General features: G+C 31.1%; 21 protein-coding genes, 2 tRNA genes and 1 riboswitch. Of the genes, 5 read left to right on the forward strand and 18 right to left on the reverse strand.

Annotated features, from left to right (window positions below; all coding sequences use genetic code 11):
- Positions 1-156 precede the first annotated feature (156 nt).
- The 10 genes from KTC94_RS03500 to KTC94_RS03545 form a co-directional block, all read right to left on the reverse strand.
- Positions 157-360, reverse strand: coding sequence for a cold-shock protein (locus KTC94_RS03500; protein ID WP_216303566.1), 204 nt, complete (start codon positions 358-360; stop codon positions 157-159).
- 217 nt (positions 361-577) lie between these two features.
- Positions 578-652, reverse strand: a tRNA-Gln gene (locus tag KTC94_RS03505).
- A gap of 17 nt (positions 653-669) precedes the next feature.
- Positions 670-744: transfer RNA gene (locus KTC94_RS03510), tRNA-Glu, on the reverse strand.
- A gap of 156 nt (positions 745-900) precedes the next feature.
- Positions 901-1,083, reverse strand: a complete 183-nt coding sequence (locus KTC94_RS03515; protein ID WP_216303567.1) for an alpha/beta-type small acid-soluble spore protein — start codon at positions 1,081-1,083, stop codon at positions 901-903.
- Between the two features lie 168 nt (positions 1,084-1,251).
- Positions 1,252-3,009 (reverse strand): DEAD/DEAH box helicase, encoded by a 1,758-nt coding sequence (locus KTC94_RS03520; RefSeq protein ID WP_220319737.1) that lies wholly within the window; start codon positions 3,007-3,009, stop codon positions 1,252-1,254.
- Positions 3,010-3,153: 144 nt separating this feature from the next.
- On the reverse strand, positions 3,154-3,909 hold the full coding sequence (locus KTC94_RS03525) for an ABC transporter ATP-binding protein (protein ID WP_216303569.1): 756 nt from the start codon (positions 3,907-3,909) through the stop codon (positions 3,154-3,156).
- Positions 3,890-4,897 carry an ABC transporter substrate-binding protein gene (locus KTC94_RS03530; protein ID WP_369811895.1) on the reverse strand — a complete coding sequence of 336 codons (1,008 nt, stop codon included), beginning with the start codon at positions 4,895-4,897 and terminating at the stop codon, positions 3,890-3,892. Before KTC94_RS03530 ends, KTC94_RS03525 begins: the two co-directional genes overlap by 20 nt.
- A gap of 36 nt (positions 4,898-4,933) precedes the next feature.
- Positions 4,934-5,710 (reverse strand): ABC transporter permease, encoded by a 777-nt coding sequence (locus KTC94_RS03535; protein ID WP_216303571.1) that lies wholly within the window; start codon positions 5,708-5,710, stop codon positions 4,934-4,936.
- Positions 5,682-5,972, reverse strand: coding sequence for a thiamine-binding protein (locus KTC94_RS03540; RefSeq protein WP_216303572.1), 291 nt, complete (start codon positions 5,970-5,972; stop codon positions 5,682-5,684). Before KTC94_RS03540 ends, KTC94_RS03535 begins: the two co-directional genes overlap by 29 nt.
- A 112-nt stretch (positions 5,973-6,084) precedes the next feature.
- Positions 6,085-6,194, reverse strand: a riboswitch (TPP riboswitch).
- Positions 6,195-6,281: 87 nt separating this feature from the next.
- Positions 6,282-6,581, reverse strand: coding sequence for a hypothetical protein (locus KTC94_RS03545; protein ID WP_216303573.1), 300 nt, complete (start codon positions 6,579-6,581; stop codon positions 6,282-6,284).
- 134 nt (positions 6,582-6,715) lie between these two features.
- Here KTC94_RS03545 and KTC94_RS03550 point away from each other — a divergent pair, with 134 nt between their 5' ends.
- Both KTC94_RS03550 and KTC94_RS03555 read left to right on the forward strand, forming a co-directional pair.
- Positions 6,716-7,726, forward strand: a complete 1,011-nt coding sequence (locus tag KTC94_RS03550; protein WP_220319739.1) for a patatin-like phospholipase family protein — start codon at positions 6,716-6,718, stop codon at positions 7,724-7,726.
- A 196-nt stretch (positions 7,727-7,922) separates the two neighbouring features.
- On the forward strand, positions 7,923-8,783 hold the full coding sequence (locus KTC94_RS03555; RefSeq protein WP_220319740.1) for a sugar nucleotide-binding protein: 861 nt from the start codon (positions 7,923-7,925) through the stop codon (positions 8,781-8,783).
- 126 nt (positions 8,784-8,909) lie between these two features.
- On the opposite strand, the gene argH is transcribed toward KTC94_RS03555, so the two are convergent.
- The 4 genes from argH to KTC94_RS03575 all read right to left on the reverse strand — a co-directional run bounded on the left by argH (position 8,910) and on the right by KTC94_RS03575 (position 16,158).
- The gene (argH, locus tag KTC94_RS03560; RefSeq protein ID WP_216303594.1) at positions 8,910-10,223 is read right to left on the reverse strand and encodes an argininosuccinate lyase; all 1,314 of its coding nucleotides are present in this window, start codon (positions 10,221-10,223) and stop codon (positions 8,910-8,912) included.
- Between the two features lie 41 nt (positions 10,224-10,264).
- Positions 10,265-11,467 (reverse strand): argininosuccinate synthase, encoded by a 1,203-nt coding sequence (locus tag KTC94_RS03565; protein ID WP_220319741.1) that lies wholly within the window; start codon positions 11,465-11,467, stop codon positions 10,265-10,267.
- A 335-nt stretch (positions 11,468-11,802) separates the two neighbouring features.
- The gene (gene carB / locus KTC94_RS03570; RefSeq protein ID WP_220286798.1) at positions 11,803-15,009 is read right to left on the reverse strand and encodes a carbamoyl-phosphate synthase large subunit; all 3,207 of its coding nucleotides are present in this window, start codon (positions 15,007-15,009) and stop codon (positions 11,803-11,805) included.
- Positions 15,010-15,111: 102 nt separating this feature from the next.
- A complete protein-coding gene (locus tag KTC94_RS03575) occupies positions 15,112-16,158 on the reverse strand; it encodes a carbamoyl phosphate synthase small subunit (protein WP_220319742.1) in 1,047 nt (348 codons plus the stop codon).
- 727 nt (positions 16,159-16,885) lie between these two features.
- On the opposite strand from KTC94_RS03575, the gene KTC94_RS03580 reads away from it, so the two are divergent.
- Entirely contained in the window at positions 16,886-17,767 is an 882-nt protein-coding gene (locus tag KTC94_RS03580; RefSeq protein ID WP_220319743.1) for an aromatic acid exporter family protein, read from the forward strand.
- 103 nt (positions 17,768-17,870) lie between these two features.
- On the opposite strand, the gene KTC94_RS03585 is transcribed toward KTC94_RS03580, so the two are convergent.
- Positions 17,871-18,728, reverse strand: coding sequence for a DegV family protein (locus KTC94_RS03585; RefSeq protein WP_220319744.1), 858 nt, complete (start codon positions 18,726-18,728; stop codon positions 17,871-17,873).
- 335 nt (positions 18,729-19,063) lie between these two features.
- Between KTC94_RS03585 and KTC94_RS03590 the strand changes: the two genes are divergently transcribed.
- Positions 19,064-19,909 (forward strand): hypothetical protein, encoded by an 846-nt coding sequence (locus KTC94_RS03590; protein WP_220319745.1) that lies wholly within the window; start codon positions 19,064-19,066, stop codon positions 19,907-19,909.
- A gap of 36 nt (positions 19,910-19,945) precedes the next feature.
- Here the strand turns inward: KTC94_RS03590 and yfcE are convergent, their stop codons facing one another.
- Positions 19,946-20,488, reverse strand: a complete 543-nt coding sequence (gene yfcE, locus KTC94_RS03595) for a phosphodiesterase (RefSeq protein ID WP_220319746.1) — start codon at positions 20,486-20,488, stop codon at positions 19,946-19,948.
- 25 nt (positions 20,489-20,513) lie between these two features.
- Positions 20,514-22,016, reverse strand: coding sequence for a LexA family transcriptional regulator (locus KTC94_RS03600; RefSeq protein WP_220319747.1), 1,503 nt, complete (start codon positions 22,014-22,016; stop codon positions 20,514-20,516).
- A 239-nt stretch (positions 22,017-22,255) separates the two neighbouring features.
- Between KTC94_RS03600 and pdaA the strand changes: the two genes are divergently transcribed.
- Positions 22,256-23,149, forward strand: a complete 894-nt coding sequence (gene pdaA / locus KTC94_RS03605) for a delta-lactam-biosynthetic de-N-acetylase (protein ID WP_253198216.1) — start codon at positions 22,256-22,258, stop codon at positions 23,147-23,149.
- Positions 23,150-23,258: 109 nt separating this feature from the next.
- Here pdaA and KTC94_RS03610 read toward each other — a convergent pair whose 3' ends face one another.
- Complete coding sequence (locus tag KTC94_RS03610) at positions 23,259-23,705, reverse strand: GNAT family N-acetyltransferase (RefSeq protein WP_216303583.1); 447 nt, start codon at positions 23,703-23,705, stop codon at positions 23,259-23,261.
- Positions 23,706-23,723 lie beyond the last annotated feature (18 nt).

Genomic DNA, 23,723 nt, shown 5'->3' on the forward strand with positions numbered 1-23,723 from the left:
TATAAATTCCAGAATGTGTTACCATTATAAACTATACGCACGCCCATATTTTTCAACCAAATAAATTCAAAATACATTGTAAAAAAGCACACTCAAAGGATTAAATGAGCGTGCCGGAAATTTTCCATTTATATTGTTTAATAATAACGAATATTTTTACATTTTTTGAACATTAATAGCTTGAGGGCCTTTAGGTGCATCTACAACATCAAATTGCACTTCTTCTCCCTCATGTAAATCCTTTCTTGGCCCTTGTTCTTTTATTGCTAAATGATGAACAAATACATCTTCACCCTCTTGAGCGGATATAAATCCATATCCTCTTTCAACATCATACCACTTTACTATACCTGTTTTCATATATTTCCCTCCTTGTCCTTCTCTGAAGTACAAAACAATTCAAAGTTTAAATATAGTATTAACTATAAATGTCTAACTAATACTTTTTATTATGCCTAACTTCTTCATCTAACAATATAATTATTAATATTATTTCAAGGAAAAAATATACAAAAAAATAACCCCAGCAAAATAAACATTATGCTAGAATTATTTATATTCATTATGATAATATATTTGGCTGAGATGGCAGGATTTGAACCTGCGGATGCCAGAGTCAGAGTCTAGTGCCTTACCGCTTGGCTACATCCCAATAAAAAAAAGTGTTAATGGTGACTCCTAGGGGAATTGAACCCCTGATCCCACCGTGAGAGGGTGGTGTCTTAACCGCTTGACCAAGGAGCCTTATTAGTAATTAACACTACGAGATCTAGTATACTTCATTATGTAGTATAAGTCAACTATATATAAAAAATAAATTTCCAATTAATTATTTATGTGAATATGCCTTAATAAAAGATAGGGTATACAGTTTTGCTGCACACCCTATCTAATTTTAACTTATAAGTTTTTTTCGTATTGTTCTACCATTAATTTAACCATTTGTCCACCAACTGAACCACATTGTCTTGATGTTAAATCTCCATTATAGTCCGTAAAGTTTACTCCTAATTGATTTGCTGTTTCCATTTTGAATTTGTTTAATCCTGCTTTTGCTTCTGGTACTAAACTCCTGTATGACATACTATGTGCCTCCTTTAAGTTGATTTTTTGTTATATTAATATAATGTACATATTTAATATATTTTATAACAGCGTTTTGATGGGCACAAAGGTAAAAAAAGTATAGCAAGCAATAGCTATACTTTTAAATATTATTTTCTATAAGAATCATCGATGTTATCATTTGTTTTATATACTTTTCAAAATTTTATTAATATCTTCACTGACTTTTATTCTATTCTCATATACCCATTGTTCATCAAAATTTAATTTAAAAACTTTTGAGAAGGAATAATAAATATTTATTTTTTGGTAGTAAAGCTCTAATTCATAAAGATCCTCTAATAGACGCTGTGGTTTTGAGATAATCTCTCTTTTAGTTATAAACAATTCATCTACATATTTTAAAAATGCATTCATCATCTTATCATTAGATACATCAAAAGGAATTTTCAGTAGTCTCCATTGAATTCTTTCTTCCAATTTATAACTCCTTAAATTATCTAATACCACTAAATACTCGCTTATATCCATTTTTCTATAAAAAGGTGTTTTTTCTTCTTTTGTACTCCATAACGCTAATTTCTCTCTAAGAGAAAGCGAACTGATTTTTAATATAGCTTCACTTGGGCCTATTACTCCTTTTTCTATAGTTGCATCCCTTGTATCTAAACTTTCTCTTATAAAATCTTGAGAATCGCCATAAGATGCTACATATCCAACCTCATATATCCCTTTTCTACCTGCCCTTCCCGCGATCTGTTTCACTTCTTGAGAAGTTAAATACCTTATCTCATTACCATCAAATTTTTTAATATCCATAAATATTATTCTTTTTATAGGAAGATTAACTCCCATACCTATTGCATCAGTAGATATTAAAATTGTGCTTTCCTTGTTAATAAACTGATTGTACTGTTTTTTTCTAACTTCTGGCGGTAAATCTCCATAGATTAAACTTACTTTTATACCTAGGTTTGAGTAATGATAAGCTAGTTCTAATACTTTCTTCTTCGAAAATGTAACAAGCGCATCACCCACCTCAATACTTTTATATACAAAAGATTTATTTTCCATTACAAGAGGGGTATCCCTTTTATACTCTATAATATCGTACTCCTCAGAGCAATCCTCTATTATTTTTATTAGCAATTCTTTCGCATTCGTAGCCCCGCAAATGTGTATCTCTTTACTTTTTAATCCTAAAACAGCTCTTGTCCAGGCAGCTCCCCTCTGGTCATTATCTATCATTTGAATTTCGTCTATAATACCAACTTCATATTCCTCATTTATATTTAATTTTTCTATAGTACAACATACATGAGCTGCATCTTCAATGATTATTTCTTCTTCTCCAGTTGCAAGATTACATTTTACACCTTCTCTATTTAATCTTTCAAAATTCTCAAGTGCTAATATTCTTAAGGGAGAAAGGTAAATTCCTTTTGTTGCCTCTTTAAGCCGCATCATTGCATTATATGTTTTCCCAGTATTAGTTTCACCTAAATGGAGATAAAATTTTCTTTTAAATTTTCTTGATCCCTCATATTCATTTTTAGGATTAGTTGGAAACACGCGTTCAAACTCACTAGATATAATCTCAGGAATATGCTCCGTTATTAACACACTTATAATTCCTGATTTTAAATAGCTTTCACCCTTGTCCTTTAAAATGTTCTCAAAATTAAAATCTGTATTATTTTTCTTGTTATAGTCCTCAACAAGCCTTATTGATATATATTTAAGTAATGCTGAATAATTTTCATGAACCCTTTTATAGTCTTTAAAATTTTCTTTCTTAAACTCATTTAATTCCTTTAGTTTCTTTCTTACAGCAGCTTCATGTTCCCATAGTACATTTGACTTAGTATGCTTTACTATTTCTTCAATCTGAGCAAATTGACTTTTTATTTTTTTAAAATTCCTTTCTATAGCTCCTTGTTTCATTTTGTTTCCTCCAATATTGACTTTTTATTTATTTCCATGTGGCTTATTGTTCTATTTTCTCACAACTATAAATTTATCATACATTTTTCAATCTCAATATAAATGAAACACCCAACTTAAATGCTTTTAAGCTGGGTGTTTTCCTTATAATGTCTGTAAAATGATTTTCTTTATTTCATTGAATTTTTCTGATGTAACAATATCCTTATTTCTGTTTTTAGGTAAATCAACGATTATTTCTTTTTTTATAGTTGCCGGTTTATCTGATAATACATATATTCTATCAGATAAGAATACTGCTTCTTCAATATCATGAGTTATAAATATTATGGTAACTTTTAGCTCTTTAATTACGTCTATTAGCCAATAGTGCATCTTTGCCCTAGTAATTGCATCAAGTGCACCAAAAGGCTCATCTAACAGCATAATATCAGATGATGACATATATGTTCTAAGCAATGCAGCTCTCTGCCTCATACCTCCTGAAAGTTGAAAAGGATATTTATATTCGAAGCCTTCAAGCCCAAATGTTTTAAAATGACTAAGCGCCTGAGCCCTTGCCTCTTTTTTAGATTTTCCTTTTATAATAAGAGACAGTGTAGTGTTATCCACAATGTTTTTCCATGGAAGTAGCAGGTCCTTTTGATGCATATAACTTACTTTTTCAAAAGTATCGCAGCATTTTTCTCCGTCAAATATAATTTCACCCGAATCTTTACGCAAAAGGCCTGATATAATATTAAAAATTGTACTTTTACCACTGCCACTTGGTCCTAGTAAACTTATAAACTCATTCTCTCTTGCATAAAAAGAAACATCCTTTATTATATTCATACTTCCAAAAGTTTTTTTAATATTTTCTACTCTTAATTTTTCATTACTAGTTCGGTAAGTACTCATTAGTAAATGCCTCACTCGCCTTCATATCTTTTCCTATAAGCTTTTTATCTAAAAGAAATTTGGTGTAATTATTCCAAACCGATTCTTTCATTTCGCCCCATTTTTCAGCTTCAGCTTTATATTGATCCTTTAAATATTTTTGACTTGCGACGGCAAGAGCTTCATCTGTCTCCGGTGCATTTTTCAGTAAAACCTTAGCACTTTCCTCAGGTTTCTCCATGCTGTATTCATATCCTTTTGTAACTGCTTTTAAAAATTTCTTTGCCATTTCAGGATCCGCTTTTAATTTGTTCTCATTGGCTATAATTACCGGAGTATAATAATCTAAATCTTTATTTAATTTTCCAATATCAATATAGTCAATAGGAATATTTTTAAGCTTCGCTTCTATTCCTGTCCATCCATAAAATACCCATTCAATATCAATATTTTTCTTAGTTACAGCAAAGAAATCCTCTGATCCTGCATCTACCATCTTTAGTTTTGAAAAATCCGCATTATCTTTTTCCATAACCGCCTTTAAAATTGCATTTTCAGAAGGCGACCCCCATCCGCCATAGGTTTTTCCTTCAAAATCCTTAGGAGATTTAATATTTTTTTCCTTAGGCGATGCAAACCCGGAAGTATTATGCTGAATAATAGTGGCTATAGCTTTTATTGGAAGTGGATCTTTAGCAGTTCTAGCATAAGTTACATCTTCTTGATAGCTTACGCCAAAATCTCCTTTGCCCGCTGCAATTAAACTTGCAGTACTTCCCTGCGCTGGTTGAATAATTTCCACGTCAAGTCCTTCTTCTTTAAAATATCCATTATCTTTCGCTACATATAATCCAGTATGATTAGTGTTTGGTATCCAATCTAAAATAACAGTAACCTTTTTTAAAGTTTCTTCCTTCTTTACATGTTCTTTTTTTGCAGCACAACCCACAAATAAAACCGTAGTCATTGAAACTGTTAATAATAATGAAATTACTTTCTTTAGCATGATTTTACCTCCAAATAAAATAATATGTCCTATTTAAATTTAGTCATTGTTATCTGCTTTATTTCTAGTCCAAGGAGTAAAAAAATATTGTAATAAATTCAAGAGTCCAAATAGTCCCATGCTTAATATTACAATAATTATAATCACTGCAAAAACTTTATCAAGTGCATATGAATTTTTAGCTCTAATCATATATACCCCAAGACCCTTATCTCCTCCAAGCCATTCTCCAATAACTGCCCCCATAATACTATAGGTTGCTGCTATTCTAAGGCCCGAAAAAAAATTTACAGTAGAGGATGGCAGCTTCACCATGGTGAAAATTTGAAACTTACTAGCTCCCATAGTCTTTAAAAGGTTTACCATATCCGCGTCTACTGATTCTAATCCATCAATCAAACTAACAACTATAGGGAAAAAGCACACTAACACTACTACAATAATCTTAGGCAATATTCCAAAACCAAACCATATTATGAAAAGTGGTGCTAGAGCAATAATTGGAACAGTTTGAGATACTACTAAAATTGGATATATGCATTTTTTAATGATTTTCACATTATCCATTAAGATGGCTAAAATTAACGCAATCAAAATTGATATTGCGAATCCAATCAAGGCTTCATATAAAGTCGCATAAATATGCTTAGTAATGCTTGGAACTATATTCACCAAGGTACTAATAATATCTTTTGGCGAAGGCAATATGTATTGCGGAACCTTCCATTTGTCTACAGCTATCTGCCATATAAAAAGAATTATTAATTGAAAAACTATAGGAATAAGTTTATTTTCTATACTTATATGTTTTTTCATTCATAGTCACGCCTTCAGCTTTATAATCGATTTTCACTATAGAAACAACCCTACTTGCTCCATGAACTACACAAATTTCCTGGGCCTTTTTTACTATATCTAAAAGCTCATCCATTTCACCTTCCATAGTGGTTTCCATTGGTCCTACCTCATATTTCACTCCACTAGATTGAATATATTCTATAACCTTATCTACTACTGGGTAAATTTTTTCTTCCGCAACCACTGGTATAACTTGAAGACTCACATTTACAACTGACATTTCAATTCCCCCTTATAATATTGTTAAAGTAAAATAAACCCTTTGCTCATTTTTAAGCGAAGGGTTCTATAATCGAATAACTTTGCACCATTTATATATTCTTATTTTAACCTAAATGCAAATTATATTTTCCCTCCGCTGGCATTATCCAATTCAGGTTATAAGGGTCGAAACTTAACTGTTTCCTCTCAGACAAAAATATTGACTCCCCTAGTTTTTAATATTAAATTACTTTACACGTATATACTACCTAAAAATTCTTATAATGTCAAACCATAAAAAACGCATCTTTTATTCAGTGCGTTTTTCTTAACAATCCATATTATCTTCAAACTTTTTAATATTTTCCTTTAGTTCATCTATTTGTTTTTGTAAATCCTTATTATCGCCCTTAGAATTACTGTTTCCATTATCTCCAGATTGATTGCCATCCTGCGATTCAAGATTTTGAGACTGAGCTGCAATTATCAAAATACTCTGCGCCAAACCCGTTAAAAAATTACCTATTACATTTTGTTGATTAACATTAAGTTTTCCAGCAATTATAATCCCTATTACTGTTGCTAATGTGGCTAATTGACAAGGCGTGAATTCTTCTAACTTTTTCATACATTGCCTCTTTTATAAAATGGTTGTAATATATTATATTCTTTTAACAAAAAAAAGTGTAACTAATATTATTTTTTAAATATATGACATGAAGATATTTTTATTCATATATTACTCATAAAGGGGTGATATATATGAATATATACAACAATAGAAGATTTGCAGATATTGTGTTTGAAGGTGGCGGAGTTAAGGGCATCGGTCTTGTAGGTGCCTTAAAAACATTTGAGGATAATGGATATCAATGGAAAAATATTTCAGGAAACTCTGCCGGATCTATTATAGCTGCACTAGTTGCGGTAGGCTACCCAGCTGACGAGATAAAAAAATTAATGCTAAATCTAGACTACACAAAATTTGCTGATAAAAGTCATTTTAATATGCCTATATTCTCTGATGCTTATAATCTACTTTTTAAAAAAGGCATTTATAAAGGTGACTATATAAAAAATTGGGTTGACGAAGTTCTATCGCATAAACTTAAGCTTACAAATAGGAAAAAAATAACCTTTGGAGATTTGATTATTCCAGGAGAAAAGGGTATTCTTTTAAATAATAATAAGTATAAAAGAAAATACAAACTGCATATTATAGCAACTGATATTAGCTGTGGAAAGATGCTAATACTACCAGAGGATATTGCGGGATACGGGATAAATCCTGATGAACTTGAAGTAAGTTTGGCAATAAGAATGAGCATATCTATCCCCTTTTTTTTCCACCCTGTAAACTTATATAATATAAAGACTAATAAAAAGTCTCTCATTGTTGATGGTGGTGTTTTAAGCAATTATCCAGTTTGGATTTTTGATGTGAATGGTGTTCCTCTCTGGCCAACCATCGGTTTTAAACTCGGAGGGAACAAAGAAATACGAGAACATAAAATCACAAATATCTTAAATTTTACTAGCTCAATTATTGAGACTATGTTAGAAGCACAAGATGATATTCATATAAGCGAAATGGATTTCTTGCGTACTGTAAAAATCGATACCCTTGATATTAAAACCACAGATTTTAATATTGGGAATAAAAAAATTATGGAGTTATATAATTCTGGTGAAGTTTGTGCAAAAGAATTTCTTAAAAATTGGGAAGATAATTATAAAAAGCATAGAATCTTTAGAAGTAATTCTTTTAAATAATAATCGTTGCTAAAAACACTAAATCTTTTTATTCATATATACACCATCTTACATTTATTTATTGAACAATACTAAGAATCTAAAAGTGCACTAAGCTTAGGTGTTTTTATCTTAGTTCACAAATTTAGTCACAGTTCAAATAATGTGATATTATAATATTAAGAAAAAAAAAGAAAAAAAAAATGAGGTGAGTTCAATGAAAAAAGTATTATTAACCGGCTCTAATGGTTTCTTAGCATCAAGATATTACACATATTATAAAGATAAATACGAAATAATCCCATTAGGACATGCAGAGTTAGATATAACAGACGAGAGTAAAGCCTTAGAAATTATACAGAAATTCAAACCTGATTACGTGATACATACCGCTGCTATTGCTGATACAGGTTTGTGTGAACGAAACCCAGAACTATCTTATGAAATAAATGTAAAAGGTTCAATTAACATTGCTAAAGCCTGTAGTTTAACAAAATCTAAATTAATATATTTAAGTTCTGAACAAATTTTTAATGGCAATTTCGAATCAGGACCATATAATGAAAATCACATTCCAACTCCAAATACCATTTATGGGAAACATAAACTTGAAGCTGAAAACGAATTAAAAGGAATTATTGATGAACTATGGATTTTAAGACTTACTTGGTTATTTGGATTTCCAGAAAAAAATTGCAGGGTAAATTCTAATATACTATGGAATGTTGTATCTTCTATTTTAAAGGATAAAAAAATGAAATTACCCTCAAATGAATTTAGAGGAATGACCTATGTTTATGATATAATAGCAAATTTTGATAAGATTTTTACTCTTCCATACGGAACTTATCACACTGGAAGCGAAAATAACTTAAGCACTTATGATATAGCTTTGCTCATATTAAAAGAAATTGGCTTAAATCATAAAGCAGGTAATTATTTAGAAAAAGATACCGAAAAATACAAAGAACATCCAAGGGACTTACGAATAAGTAATAGCAAATTGAAGAATTATGATATTGTTATGCCTAAAACTGAAGATGGCATTAAAAAGTGCCTTAAAGATTTCAACTATTAATTGTCTACTAAAGTAGCTTTATCTACTAAAGTAGCTTTATCTACTAAAAAGCACGTAACAGGTGGGGATTTACCTGTTACGTGCCTTATATTTAAAGGGGGTATTCTGCCACCTCTAAGGCGGCCTTTACATTTCTTTTTTTATACCGCGGCTTAAAGTCTTTTCATAATCTATAAATTCATACACATCATTTTGAAATAAATCGCTAAAACTTTTAAGTTCTTCTAAACTTAAATCTTCTATAGCCTTATGTTTTTTTTCACAATTTATAACTATAGCGCCTATAACACCATGAGCATCTCTAAAGGCTGCCCCTTTGCTTACAAGATAATCTGCAGCTTCCGTAGCATTTAGAAAACCTCTTTTAACTGCGTTATACATATTATCTTTTTTAATTTTTAAAGTACTTAACATTTCATTCATAACCTTTAAGCATTTTAAAACTGTGTCAACTGCATCAAAGAAAGGTTCTTTATCTTCTTGCATATCTTTATTATAGGCAAGTGGTATTCCTTTCATAGTGGTAAGCAGACTCATTAAATCTCCATATACTCTTCCAGTTTTCCCTCTTATTAATTCTGCTGCATCTGGATTTCTTTTCTGTGGCATTATACTACTGCCCGTGGAGAATTCATCGCTAATTTCAATGAAATTAAATTCTTTAGTACTCCATAAAATGAACTCCTCACTTAATCTACTAAGATGCATCATTATTATAGAAAAATCGGATAAAAGTTCTAATAAATAATCTCTATCACTTACTCCATCCATAAAATTATCTGTAGGTTTTTTAAACCCTAGCTCGCTTGTTGTAAACTTCCTGTCTGTATCATATGTTGTTCCCGCTAGTGCACAGCATCCAAGAGGATTTTCATCCATAATCTCTGTAGCGCTTATAATCCTTTTCTTATCGCGACGAAACATATTAAAGTACGCCATAATGTGCTGTTTAAATGTCACTACTTGTGCTCTTTGCATATGTGTATACCCTGGCATTATAACCGCATTATCATTCCCAACTTTTTCAATAGTGTTTAAAATAACATCTAAGTTATCAATAACATCCAATGCTTTGTATTTTGAATATAATCTCATATCTACTGCAACCTGATCATTTCGACTTCTAGCTGTATGGAGTTTTTTACCTACATCCCCTACAAGTTTTGTAAGCTGTATTTCCATAAAACTGTGAATATCTTCATAATCACCTTCAATTTTAATTTTGCCTTCTTGAATATCTGAAAGAATAGAATTCAGACCATTAACTATAGTCACACTTTCCTCATTTGTTAAAATACTACATTTAGCAAGCATTTTAACATGGGCTATGCTACCCATAATATCTTCATAATATAATCTTTTATCAAAGCTTAGAGAACTATTAAAGTCCTCCATAAGCTTGCTTTCTTTTTCCTTAAATCTTCCACCCCAAAGTTTCATATATATCACCCGCTCTTCCTTCATAAATTTTATAATTTTTCTTAGCTATTGTTTAAATTTTTATATGCTTTAATTTTGCTTGGCAATGAAAATAAGTTTATAAATCCTTCTGCATCCTTATGATCATATAAATCACTTGCTCCAAACGAAGATATACCCGCGTCGTAAAGAGCATTAGGTGATTCTTTACCTGCTGACATGATGTTTCCCTTATAAAGTTTTAGTTTAACCGTCCCTGTTACTGTTTCTTGAGTCTTATCCACAAATGCATCAAGGGCTTCTCTCATAGCGCTAAACCAAAGTCCATTATATACTAATTCCCCATATTTTTGTGATACTAAGTATTTAAAGTGGAGTGTATCCTTGTCTAAAGTTATTTCCTCTAGTTCTTTGTGTGCTGCATAAAGTACAGTCCCACCAGGAGTCTCATATATTCCTCTTGATTTCATCCCCACAAGTCTATTCTCTACTATATCTATAACTCCAATTCCATTTTCTCCACCAATTTTATTTAATGTTGAAGCAATATCAATTGGCTCAAGTTCAATTCCGTCAATTTTGGTCGCAATTCCCTTTTCAAAATATATCTCTACATAAGTAGGTTCATCCTTAGCTTTTTCTGGAGGTGTAACCATAAGATACATATCTCTTTTATGCTCATTATTTAATTCTTCAATATCTCCGCCTTCATGACTTGCATGCCACAAGTTCTGATCTACTGAATAGATTTTCTCCTTGGTAACTGATATTTCTATGCCTCTATCATTAGCATAATCTATAGCATCTTCTCTTGATTTTATATCCCAAATTCTCCAAGGAGCAATAACCTTTATAGAAGGATCAATGGCTGTTATCCCAACTTCAAATCTAACTTGATCATTTCCTTTCCCAGTACATCCGTGACATATATATTTTGCCCCTTCTTTATGAGCGATTTCAACAAGTTTTTTAGCTATTAATGGTCTTGCAAATGCTGTACCCAATAAATATGTTCCTTCATATGCAGCATTTGCTTTAACTCCTTTAAATACGTAATCTTTTATGAATTCAGCTGTTACGTTCTCAATATATATTTTTTGCGCGCCTGAACTTATAGCCTTTTTCTCAATTGCCTTCATATCATCTTCTTGACCAATATTAATGCAAGCTGCTACAACGTCCATATCATAGTTTTCCTTAATCCAAGTTATTATTATAGATGTATCTAATCCTCCAGAATACGCTAAAACCACTTTTTCTTTCATTTTAATATCCCCCTTAGATTCTAGATAGTGTAACCACTATCTTTATAACATATTGCATGTTTGAATGTTTATACATTCTTATGCATATTATTTATTTTCGTTTATTTATCTTTTACAGCTATTTTTTAACCATTTTTACTGATGTTGCTGGCTTGTTTTTATTTATTATATATTATTTTTTATATTAATGCAATGCTTTCGCCTTATTAATTATTCATTTATTATAATATTTATACATAAAGCAAACCAAGATGAGGTTTAAAACTGCCCTTAGCTTAATCATAAGCTAAGGGCAGTTTTAATTTATAATTCAATATTTTTTTAAATAGAATATACTAATCCGCAATATTAAATACTTCTAAATTTATACTCGCAATATTTTTCTTCATAATCTCTACTAAAGCCTTCGCAGTATCTAATGAAGTAATAACAGAAATGTTATTTTCTATAGCTGTTCTTCTAATTCTAAAACCATCTGTTTTCGAATCATTTCCCTTAGTAGGTGTATTTATCACTAAATCAACCTGCCTTCTCTTTATCACATCAATGATATTAGGGGCTCCATCCGTAATTTTTTTAACACCTAAGGCATCAATCCCATTATTTCTCAATAACTTAGCCGTACCTTTCGTCGCTATAAATTTATAATTCAATTCATTAAACGCCTTTGCAATATGCAAAAACTCTTCGTAATCCTGCGGATTTATCGTTGCCAAGATAACTCCTTTTTCTTTTTCAACCTTCATTCCAGACGCTACAAACCCTTTATATAGAGCTTCTTCAAAGTCTCTTCCTATTCCGAGCACCTCTCCTGTGGATCTCATTTCCGGCCCAAGGCACACCTCAACCTCTGGAAGTTTTTGAGTTGAAAATACCGGAACCTTAACTGACACCAACTCCGCTTCTTTATAAACTCCATTACCATACCCTAAATTTTTTAACTTTTCCCCCAGCATTACTCTTGTGGCAAGCTCTACGATCGGTACTTTGCTAACTTTACTAATGTACGGAACCGTTCGGCTAGCTCTTGGATTAGCCTCTATTATATACAATTCACTTTTAAATTCTATAAATTGAATATTAATCATGCCTATCACTTCGAGTCCTATTGCTATCTTCTTAGTGTATTCTAATATCTTCTCTTTTATAGCATATGATATATTTCGACTTGGATATATTGTAATGCTGTCTCCGGAGTGAATTCCAGCTCTCTCTAAGTGTTCCATAATGCCCGGTATTAATATTTCCTCACCGTCACAAATAGCATCAACTTCTATTTCTCTACCCAATAAATATCTATCTATTAAAACAGGATTTTTCTTATCTTTCTCAAATGCATTTTTTAAATAATGTTCCAATTCTTTTTCCGAATAAGTTATTTCCATTCCCCGTCCACCTAATACATACGACGGCCTAACCAAAACCGGATAACCTATGTTTTCAGCCTCTTCTAATCCTTGTTTTAAATTCCAAACAGCTTTCCCCGTTGGTCTATTTATATTTAGCTCTTCCAAAAGCGCATCGAATTTTTCTCTATCCTCCGCTACGTCCATTTGCTCAGGTTTAGTTCCATATATAGGTATGTTTTTTTCCTTTAAGAATTTAGCGAGTTTAATAGCGGTCTGACCTCCAAATTGAAGTATAACCCCATCAGGATTTTCTTTTTCAACAATATTAAATACTTCTTCTTCTGTTAATGGTTCAAAATATAATTTGTCCGAAATATTAAAGTCCGTACTTACTGTTTCCGGGTTGTTATTTACTATTATAGTCTCAATCCCCAGCTTTCTAAGAGCAATTACACTATGAACAGATGCATAGTCAAACTCAATGCCCTGCCCTATCCTTATAGGCCCCGATCCTATTACCATAACCTTCTTTCTATCACTTATCTCTACCTCATCATATTCATCATAAGTCGAGTAGTAATATGGTGATAATGCTTCAAATTCCCCTCCGCATGTATCTACCATCTTATAGACAGGTTTGATATCCCATATATTTCTTAGTTCGTAAATTACATTTGGATTCACCTCTAATAAATCTGCAATGCCTTTATCTGAAAACCCCTTTTTCTTTAACAAAAGCAACCAATCTTTATTCATATCTTGCACTGACGTTTTTTTAATCTTTTCCTCTTCATCCACTATCCACTTAATTTTGTTTACAAAGAATTTATCTATTCCTGTAATTTCCGAAACCTTTTCCACCATATAATCACGCCTAAGCATTTCAGCCAAATGAAATATCCTCTCATCATCAGGAGCCATCACTCTTTTCTTTAATTCGCTTAAATCTTTTCGCGCTAGGCAGTCGTATTGCAATGAATACTTTCCTATTTCTAAAGAGCGAATTCCCTTTAATAGAGCTGCCTCAAAATTGCTTCCAATTGACATTATTTCACCTGTAGCCATCATCTTCGTACCTAAAACCCTATTCGCACCCTCAAACTTATCAAAAGGCCATCTAGGAATTTTAACTACCACATAGTCTAGCGAAGGTTCAAAACAGGCATAGGTTTTTTGCGTTACTGCATTTTTTATCTCATCTAGTGCATATCCTAGTGCTATTTTTGCCGCTACTTTGGCAATAGGATATCCCGTAGCCTTCGAAGCTAGCGCAGACGATCTACTCACCCTCGGATTAATTTCTATAACTGCGTACTCAAAACTTTTGGGATCAAGCGCAAGTTGCACATTGCATCCACCCTCTATTCCTACACTATTTATAATATCAATAGATGCACTTCTAAGCATCTGGTATTCTCTATCAGAAAGAGTTTGGCTTGGCGCTACAACAATACTATCTCCAGTATGTATTCCTACAGGATCTACATTTTCCATATTACATATGGTAATGCAATTGCCATTTCCGTCCCTCATAACTTCATACTCTATTTCTTTCCACCCTTTAATACTCTTTTCTAAAAGAACTTGCCCTATAGAGCTTAACTGCAATCCCAGTTCTAGGATTTCAAGTAGTTGCTCCTCTGATTCTGCAATTCCACCGCCACTTCCTCCCATAGTATATGCCGGTCTTACAATTACGGGATATCCCATTTCGCTCGCAAATCTTAGTCCTCCTGCTATATCTGTAGCAATCGCACTTTCCACTACCGGTTGATCAATTTCCTGCATAAGATTTCTAAAAAGCTCTCTATCTTCACCTTTTTTTATCGCTTCTATCGAGGTTCCAATCACTCTCACATTATATTTTTCTAAAATTCCATTATCAAATAGTTCAACCGCTAAATTAAGTCCTGTTTGCCCGCCCATACCCGCAAGTAAACTGTCCGGCCTCTCCTTATCAATAACCTTCTCCAAAAATTCTATAGTTAAAGGTTCTATATAAACTTTATCAGCAACTTCTTTATCAGTCATTATAGTTGCCGGATTACTATTCACAAGTACAACTTCTACGCCTTCCTCTTTCAACGCTTGACAAGCTTGTGTTCCAGAATAATCAAATTCCGCCGCTTGCCCTATTATTATCGGCCCTGACCCAACTACTAATACTTTTTTAATGCTTTTATCTAATGGCATACGAATCCCCCTATATGTTATTTCTTCTTAAATTCTATTTATGCATCCTAATTTCATTAGTTCTTAACTTTCCTTCTCAACTTTCAGTTTTAAATATCTACCCTATATCAGCGACAGAAATTTATCAAAAATAGCATCTATATCTTTAGGCCCCGGACAAGCTTCCGGATGGAACTGCACGCTAAGTATCGGCAGTTTCTTATGCCTCATTCCTTCTATCGTTCCATCATTTACACTTACATGCGTAACCTCCATATCTTCCGGCAGTTCACTCACATAATATCCGTGGTTTTGTGATGTAATATAAACCTTATTCTCTTCTACATCTTTAACTGGATGATTACACCCTCTATGACCAAACTTAAGTTTTTCAGTTTTCCCGCCAAGGGCTAACGCTAAAAGTTGATGCCCTAGGCAAATTCCAACTACAGGTTTTTTACCTATAATCTCTCCCAACGTCTTGATCACTTCTTGCAAATCCTCCGGGTCCCCAGGTCCATTCGATAAAAATACTAGATCAGGGTTAACCTTTAATATTTCTTCCGATTTCTCGCATGCAGGAAATATTGTTAATTTGCAATTTCTCGCAATAAACGAGCGAAGTATATTTTCCTTTATTCCAAAATCTATAATAGCCACATGTCGTCCTGTGCCCTCAATCGTGTAGCGCTCTTTCGTTGTAACTTTCATCACCGCATCGTTATTATTAAAACTCGCAAATTTTTGATTTATTTCAATTTTAGTAAGTTCCTTTGTAGCAATAATACCTTTCATGGTCCCGTTATTTCTAAGTATTTTCGTTAATGCCCTTGTATCAATCCCTTCGAGTCCTATTATTTTATTTTGTTTAAAGTATGCTTCCAAATCCATTTCGCATCTAAAGTTATTAGGATAATCACATTTTTCTCTAACAATGAACCCCTTTACCTTCGGATACTTCGACTCTACATCCTCCAAATTAATACCATAATTCCCGATGAGCGGATACGTCATTGTCACTATTTGTCCATAATAAGATGGGTCCGTTAAAACTTCTTCATATCCAGTCATACCCGTATTAAAAACTACTTCCCCAACATTTTCTTCTAAACACCCAAATATACCACCTTCAAATATTATTCCATTCTCTAAAATCAACTTACCCTTCATACTAAATCCTCCTTAGTAAACTAAAAACTTTCTCCGATTAATAAAAGACATTTATGAATAATTATTCATTTTTATGAATATTATATGTTTTTCTAATATATATGTTTTTAAATTTATTTTTAGCCACATTCCTCATACGTACAGGCTTAATTCTATTTATTATATATTGTTTTTTATAATAATGCAATGTTTTTTCTTATTTTATTATTCATTTAGCATAATATTTATGCACAATAAAAATCAAGTACTTTCCAAATTAATTGGTTTTGCTCATTTTTATTAAAAAAATCATTATGTTTTTTCAATAAAATAAAGGATAACAGAGAGATTATTTAAATAATCTCTCCGTTATCCTTTATTAATATATTAATAGCATTTATTAACAAAATAGAAAATAAATCTATAGCATTATTCTGAATATTATTAATTGTATTATATTTAATAGTATTAAATTCAAAATTGACAGAACAAAAAACACATGCCATAATTATCTATACTCCTTCCTAGTCTCACAGGACTAATTTAAAAGTGTACTTTACTTTTATTTGTAATTTTTATGTTTTATAATTTCTTTCTATTTTAATTTAAATTTTATTATTTGTCAATGTATAAATGTAATTTTAGGTTGCAAGTTTATTCATACTTTATAAGTTATTCTATACATCTATCACTAATTCTAATTCACTAAACTATATCCACCCTACAGAATAAAACAGGAGGCAACAGTGTGCAAAAAATAGGAATGAGAAATATAAAGACTGCAATTTCAGTTTTTTTATGTATAATTATACTAAGAGCTTTTCATAATACATTTCCCTTTTATGCATGTATAGCTGCTGTAATAACAATGCAAAGTGCTGTACATGATTCCTTTACTGCTGGTAAAAACAGAATGATTGGTACTATTGTAGGTGCAATTTGGGGATTGATATTCACACTTATAAGTCCCAACAATGTATTTCTTACCAGCATTGGAATAGTATTTGTAATTTATTCTTTGAATCTTCTTAATAGAAAAAAGTCTATTATAATTGCATGCGTAGTTTTTTTAGCAATAATGACGAATCTTAAACAAGGCACTCCTCTATTTTATAGTTTAAGTAGGGTTGAAGAAACTTTTATCGGTATTTTTGTATCAGTTTCAGTAAACTATCTTATATTCCATCGTAAATACTTAGATAACTTACATCGGGATGCAGAAAATCTAACCCATAATGTTTTTATAATTTCTAAAGAGATGATTAATTTCAATACAGATATTAATCTTTCTAGTTTAAACATCCAAATATCCAAATTGGAAAAATCATTAGACTCATACTTAAGTGAAATACAAAGTGAGAATGTCGAAAGCCACCATATACTTAAAATTAACAAAGTCATAGATACTTCTAAAACTGCTTATAATCACCTAGTTATACTAAAGTCTTTAACCTTTACGCCTTCTCATTCTAATTGTTATATCAACGAGAGTAACTGTATTAGAATAAATGAATTATTTAATGAAAATATGTTTAGTTACCCGTACATTAGTAATGATATAAATATAGTATTTAACTTTCACCTTCAAAATTTAATTGAAACTTTAACTATTTCAAAAAAAATATACTAAAAAACTACTTAAAAACATAACTTACTGAGTGTATTTCGTGTTTTATACAAATTATTTTATAAGCAAAGCCGTACTATATATCCACAATACGGCTTTGCTTAATTTATAAATCTGTCTTTGTATAATACACAATACCTAATGCACCAGGTCCAACATGAGTTCCTATTACAGGTCCAATTGGAGCTATGTCTACTTTTTTTCCTATACATTCTTCGACTTTTTTTGCAAAAGCCAGTGCTCCTTCAACATCATTTATGTGATGAATCATTACCTCTCCAAGTCCATGTTTTGTTATGTCCTCGATGAATTTATCAATCATAGTTTGTATTGCACGTTTTTTAGTCCTTACTTTATTAAATAATCCTGTTTTTCCATCCACTACGGTAAGAATAGGTTTGATTTGAAAAATAGTACCTAACAGTGCACTTGCACCACCTATTCTGCCACCTTTTTTTAGATACTCTAAATTATCAGGAATAAACAGAAATCTACTTCTCTTTATATTGTTTTTTACTATATCAACTACTTCATTTATTGATTTTCCTTGTTGCGACGCAATCGCCGCTGTTAAGGCTGCAAATCCTAATTGCATGCAATTGGATCTAGAATCTATAATCTCAATTAGTGCATTTGGGTAGTTTTCAAGAATCATACTCTTTGCAAGGCATGCATTTGAATAAGTTCCACTCATGTCTGAAGAAAGGAAAACACCAACCATTTCATTATTATCTCTTACCTGATTTTCTATCATATTGTACATTTCCACAAGCGATGGTTGTGATGAAGTAGGAATACTTAAGTTCTTATCAAGTTTTTCGTAAAAACTTTCATTTTCAATAAGGGTTTCTTTGAACTCCTTATTTCCAAAAATAACACTTAATGAAACTATCGAAATATCATATTTTTTCCTTAAATCCTCACTTATATATGAGGTACTATCAGTGACTATTTTTACCGCCATTATACATCCCTCACTTATTAATTTTAATTATATTATACTACAGTCTTGTTCTAAACAAAATCAATCTTTATATTACATTATAAACACAATAACTGTAATATATTTCACAAAATATTAAATTACTTTAAACTCCTACAAATAGCACTCAAATACCTCTTAATATGTTATAATTATAATATAAAAAGTAGGTGGTGTAAATAATTTAGTAAACTGTGTCAGTTGATAAATAATTTTTAAAATTAAAGCTTTGATATAATCAATATAAAATAAAGGGAGGTGCTGCAAAAATATAGGTTAACCGATAAATTTCTACCTATATTGGCAAGCAGAAAAATATGAATAAAGAGGACCTAGTAAACAATGAAAATAATGAAAATAATGAAATTATAAATAATTTGTATTCAAACAAAAATATTCCTGAAAAACCTGACTCTGAAACTGACAATAGTGAAGTTGCTAAGTTAAAAGATGATGAGGAAAGTGAAAAATACATAAAAGAAATGCATGAGTTAGCAGACAAAAACGAGTTTAAGAACAATGCGGTTGTTTTAGGACTTGGTATAGTTATAGTATCTATAATTATATTTTCTATTTTTATGAACACCTCATTCATGAAACCCAAAGCAGATGTAGCTACCATTAAATCAGTCCAAAAAAATCCCGATGCTAGCCCATCTACTAAAGCTCCTGAAGTTACTGAAACTACTAAACCTGACACCATTAACCCTACCGTAACTTCAACTAAAATTTATGAATATTTAAATATAGACGCAAATAGAACATCTGTCCTAAAAAAAGCAATTACTTTAAATAGTGGAAATCAAAAGGGTGTTACTGTATGTCTCTTATCAGAGATTTTGAGAATTAATTCCATTGCTATCCCTGCGAATACAACAACAGTAAAGGGATTAATGGAATCTTTAACTTCTATGGACTGGAAAAAGAATACTGACTTCACTAAATTAAAAAAAGGTGATATATGTTTCACTACAGATATGCCAGAAAGTCCTGGTACGCCTTCCCATGCCTATGTATTTATGGGTTGGGTAAAAGATGGTAAAACTGATTATGCCTATGTATGTGATGGTCAACTTGAAGTATTTGATAGTATACTTCATAAACGAAATCTATCTGTTACAACTACAACAAAGGATCAATTTAGCTTTTTTCTTAGAAAATAAAAAATAATACCTCAGGGCACCCTGAGGTATTATTTTTTATAATTTTATTTCTTTTATAACAGCGCCATCTAAATCTTTTATTTGAAATAAATCATCTTTGAGTATTGCATAAGATTTAGGGTTATTTTCCTTAGGTAAAGATACCGAGCCAGGATTTAACACATATATTTTATTGTGTTTTTTAGCTACAGGGACATGCGTGTGTCCAAATACCAAGACATCATTTTCACTTAGTTCGGGCAAATTATCCTCATTATATATGTGCCCATGAGTCAAAAATAATCTTCTATTATTGCATAATATTATAGAATAATCAGACATCATAGGATACTCAATAATCATTTGATCCACCTCACTATCACAGTTCCCTCTAACAGCTATTATTTTGTCTTTATATTCGTTTAAGAGACTAGCTACTAATTGTGGATTGTAATCCTTTGGCAATTGATTTCTTGGGCCATGATATAACACATCTCCTAAAAGCACTATATAACCCGCTCCCTCTTCTTTATACCGCTCTATAGCCTTTTTAAGATAGTATAAAGAACCATGGATATCGGAAATAAAAAATATCTTCATCGTAACTTAGCTCCTTTCAAATAGATTAATTTTCATGCTTTATAATTCCTATAGCTACTCCTAAAATGTATGTATCTTCACTATCTACTACAATAGGCTGATATTTTTCATTCTCTGGCATAAGTAATATTCTATCTTTGTTTATAGAAAGTCTCTTTAAAGTAGCATTTCCGCCTATGTCAACTGCTACGATATCCTTATTATTTGCAGCTTGTTCCTGCCGTATTACTACATAATCTCCATTATTAATGTGAGCCCCAATCATACTGTCACCTTTAACCTTTAAAATGAATGGGTTTTTTACTCCCTTTAACCAATATTTCGGGATATAAAATTCACCTTCCATTTCAGAATTAATAAGCATAGGTTCGCCTGCTGCTATATCACTATACACGGGTAGCTCCAATAATTCCTCATTTATATACTCATAGTTGCCTTTTTCATCATTTACTATAATATCTGATCTTCTACTATAATCCCTCATAAACTCATATGCTCTGTTATGTCTTATATCACAATACTTAAAGTTCTCAAGTGAATTAATATTCAAGTTTTTGCTTGTTATTTCATCACACTTTTTTTGGAGCTTTTCTTGTGTTTTATAGTATTTTTTGAATGAATAAGACTTTCCTTTTTCTCCTAGCGGTTTAGTATTAACTCTTTTGCCTTTCACCATCCATGAATTAGTATAGTGCGTTCTATCCACATCAAGAAGAAACACCATGTTCGAATAAGATTTTTCATTAAATAATGCATTAATAAAATCCACTTGTATCTTAGTTAAATTATTACTTTTGTCAATTATGATATGAGAATACCTGCCCACTGTAGTAGTTTGTGCCATTCGCAGAGCATATATATTAATATCTTCATTGTCAACTAAACCCTCTGATTTAAGCTTTTCATTATACGTGATCATAAGTTGAAATATTGCTTTCCTAGCAGTTGAATTTTTAAGAATTCTTTGAGGCCCTTGTCCTTTTTCGCATTTTCTTCCTCTTCTATTTACTTGCAAGTACAAATCAGCTTTTAAGTAATTGCAACTTTTTATCCACTTTACTTCTTCTATAAAAAATTGAGCATAATCTGTATGTAATATTCTTAGTCTTGGATAAATATTTTTAATTTCTAAGATACAATCTTTCATAATGCTATTCTTTTTATCATTATCTACAATTATTTTATTTTTTAATTTATGTTTGTTTTTATATTTAATAAAATATCTATGTAAAATACTTTCTAATGTAACCACATGAAAGTTTCTTTCATTATTAGAAAATAGACTTAAATAATCTAACCTAGTTTCTTCTTCTGCTCTGTTATATATATTTTCAATATAATTTATGTCTTCATCCTTAGATGCTAACATTAATATTTTATCCTCTTCATATAAACAATAGTTATTTTTTAAATAAAGGCTTCTATAAATGGCCGCTGTCGTTTTACCTGAACCTTGAATTCCTCTAATTAAGCTATATCTTGAGGGTTTGCTATGAATCATTTTTTGTTGCTCTAAACTTAATTCCATTTAATCGCCTCCACTGTAGACATACTAATAGTATACAATAATAATAACCTTAAAGTAAAATTTTTATGAAATTGTAAATTCAAAATGTTGTGAAAATATATTTATGGGAATATTAATAAAAATTACTAATTATGTAACATTAGATTCAAGAATATCTACACACATCTACTGAGCATACTAAGTTATATATTAATCTATCTAAATAAAATAAACTAGAGGTGATTGTTCTGAAAGGAAAGATGTTAAGTATTATTGTTTCTTCAATGTTTTTTGTTAACTCTTTTTCAAGTGTTGCTTATAGCAAAGATTTAGGCAATATTTCAATTAAAGACTCAAACAATGGATATTATAATAATCAAGGTTCAAAAACACCTACCATAGTAAATTTTTTCAAAAGTGTCTTTAGTATTACTAAGCCCTCTACTGGATTAAGCACTAAAGAATATAATTGGTATTTCCAACCACGTAATGACAATAACCCACCTGAGGGACCTAAAGAAACCAAAGGCTTTATATCAAAGTATGGATGTTATCATTTAGGAGATACATCGAAAAAGATATTATATCTAACTTTTGATGAGGGTTATGAAGCTGGATATACCGCTCCAATTTTAGATGTTTTAAAAAAGCATAATGTAAAAGCAGCATTTTTCGTTGTAAAACCTTATATTACTTCTAACCCAGAATTAATTAAAAGAATGGTAGCCGAGGGGCACTTAGTATGCAACCATAGTAATCACCACCCTTCAATGGCTTCTATAAAGGATGAAGATAAATTCAAAAAAGAATTATCTGATGTAGAAGAAGCATTTGAAAATATTACTCATAAAAAGATGTCTAAGTATTTTAGACCTCCGATGGGGAAATATAGTGAGTTATCCTTACAATATACTCAAAACTACGGATATAAAACCATATTCTGGAGTTTCGCTTATATGGATTGGCTTACAGACAAACAACCATCCCATGAAGCTGCAAAAAAACGTATTATGCAAAGAACCCACAACGGTGGAATTATGTTACTACATGCAGTGTCAAAAACCAATGCTGAAATATTAGATGATGTAATTACCGAATGGGAAAGCAAAGGCTATGAACTAAAAAGCTTAGATGAATTGCCTGCTAAACATTAAAAAATTATATATTTTCTATAGCTTAAATTAAACCCTATCTATATTAGACAGGGTTTAATTTGTTTTTTGTAAAAAAAAACGTAAAGATGAATCTGATGCTAATATATAATTAAAGATTTTTATATAACATTTCTATATGTGGAATGTTATCTTCCAAATATACCTCAGAAACCCTCACAAACCCTAAACCCTCATAGAAATTTACCAAATACTCCTGTGCGCCAATCCTAATTACCTTCTCATTTAAATTATTCTCGATAAATTCTATTGCTCTTATCATCATTTGCTTTGCTAAACCTTTACCACGATATTTTTTATCAGTTAATACCCGACCTATAGATATTTCATTATAAGAAATGCCTTTTTCTAAAATCCTTAAGTAAACAATGATTTTTCCATTTTCTTTTGCAAATAAATGATAAGAATTATTATCTTTACCATCACACTCCTCATAGATACATTGCTGCTCTATAACAAAGACTTCACTTCTAAGTTTTAAAATTTCATATACTTCCTCACCGTTTAGTTCATTAAATTTTTTTATTTTCCATTTCATACTACTTAAATCTCCTTT

The sequence above is a fragment of the Clostridium sp. CM028 genome, assembly GCF_030585565.1.
GTDB classification, from domain to species: Bacteria; Bacillota; Clostridia; order Clostridiales; family Clostridiaceae; genus Clostridium_AD; species Clostridium_AD estertheticum_B.

Coding starts and splice junctions, on each gene's coding strand:
- KTC94_RS03575 (WP_220319742.1), bottom strand. CDS start 16,158: ATGAAGGGTAAGTTGATTTTAGAGAATGGAATAATATTTGAAGGTGGT.
- KTC94_RS03610 (WP_216303583.1), bottom strand. CDS start 23,705: ATGAAATGGAAAATAAAAAAATTTAATGAACTAAACGGTGAGGAAGTA.
- KTC94_RS03585 (WP_220319744.1), bottom strand. CDS start 18,728: ATGGCGGTAAAAATAGTCACTGATAGTACCTCATATATAAGTGAGGAT.
- KTC94_RS03590 (WP_220319745.1), top strand. CDS start 19,064: ATGAATAAAGAGGACCTAGTAAACAATGAAAATAATGAAAATAATGAA.
- pdaA (WP_253198216.1), top strand. CDS start 22,256: ATGTTAAGTATTATTGTTTCTTCAATGTTTTTTGTTAACTCTTTTTCA.
- KTC94_RS03600 (WP_220319747.1), bottom strand. CDS start 22,016: ATGGAATTAAGTTTAGAGCAACAAAAAATGATTCATAGCAAACCCTCA.
- KTC94_RS03520 (WP_220319737.1), bottom strand. CDS start 3,009: ATGAAACAAGGAGCTATAGAAAGGAATTTTAAAAAAATAAAAAGTCAA.
- yfcE (WP_220319746.1), bottom strand. CDS start 20,488: ATGAAGATATTTTTTATTTCCGATATCCATGGTTCTTTATACTATCTT.
- KTC94_RS03535 (WP_216303571.1), bottom strand. CDS start 5,710: ATGAAAAAACATATAAGTATAGAAAATAAACTTATTCCTATAGTTTTT.
- KTC94_RS03540 (WP_216303572.1), bottom strand. CDS start 5,972: ATGTCAGTTGTAAATGTGAGTCTTCAAGTTATACCAGTGGTTGCGGAA.
- KTC94_RS03500 (WP_216303566.1), bottom strand. CDS start 360: ATGAAAACAGGTATAGTAAAGTGGTATGATGTTGAAAGAGGATATGGA.
- KTC94_RS03550 (WP_220319739.1), top strand. CDS start 6,716: ATGAATATATACAACAATAGAAGATTTGCAGATATTGTGTTTGAAGGT.
- carB (WP_220286798.1), bottom strand. CDS start 15,009: ATGCCATTAGATAAAAGCATTAAAAAAGTATTAGTAGTTGGGTCAGGG.
- KTC94_RS03565 (WP_220319741.1), bottom strand. CDS start 11,467: ATGAAAGAAAAAGTGGTTTTAGCGTATTCTGGAGGATTAGATACATCT.
- KTC94_RS03555 (WP_220319740.1), top strand. CDS start 7,923: ATGAAAAAAGTATTATTAACCGGCTCTAATGGTTTCTTAGCATCAAGA.
- argH (WP_216303594.1), bottom strand. CDS start 10,223: ATGAAACTTTGGGGTGGAAGATTTAAGGAAAAAGAAAGCAAGCTTATG.
- KTC94_RS03545 (WP_216303573.1), bottom strand. CDS start 6,581: ATGAAAAAGTTAGAAGAATTCACGCCTTGTCAATTAGCCACATTAGCA.
- KTC94_RS03525 (WP_216303569.1), bottom strand. CDS start 3,909: ATGAGTACTTACCGAACTAGTAATGAAAAATTAAGAGTAGAAAATATT.
- KTC94_RS03515 (WP_216303567.1), bottom strand. CDS start 1,083: ATGTCATACAGGAGTTTAGTACCAGAAGCAAAAGCAGGATTAAACAAA.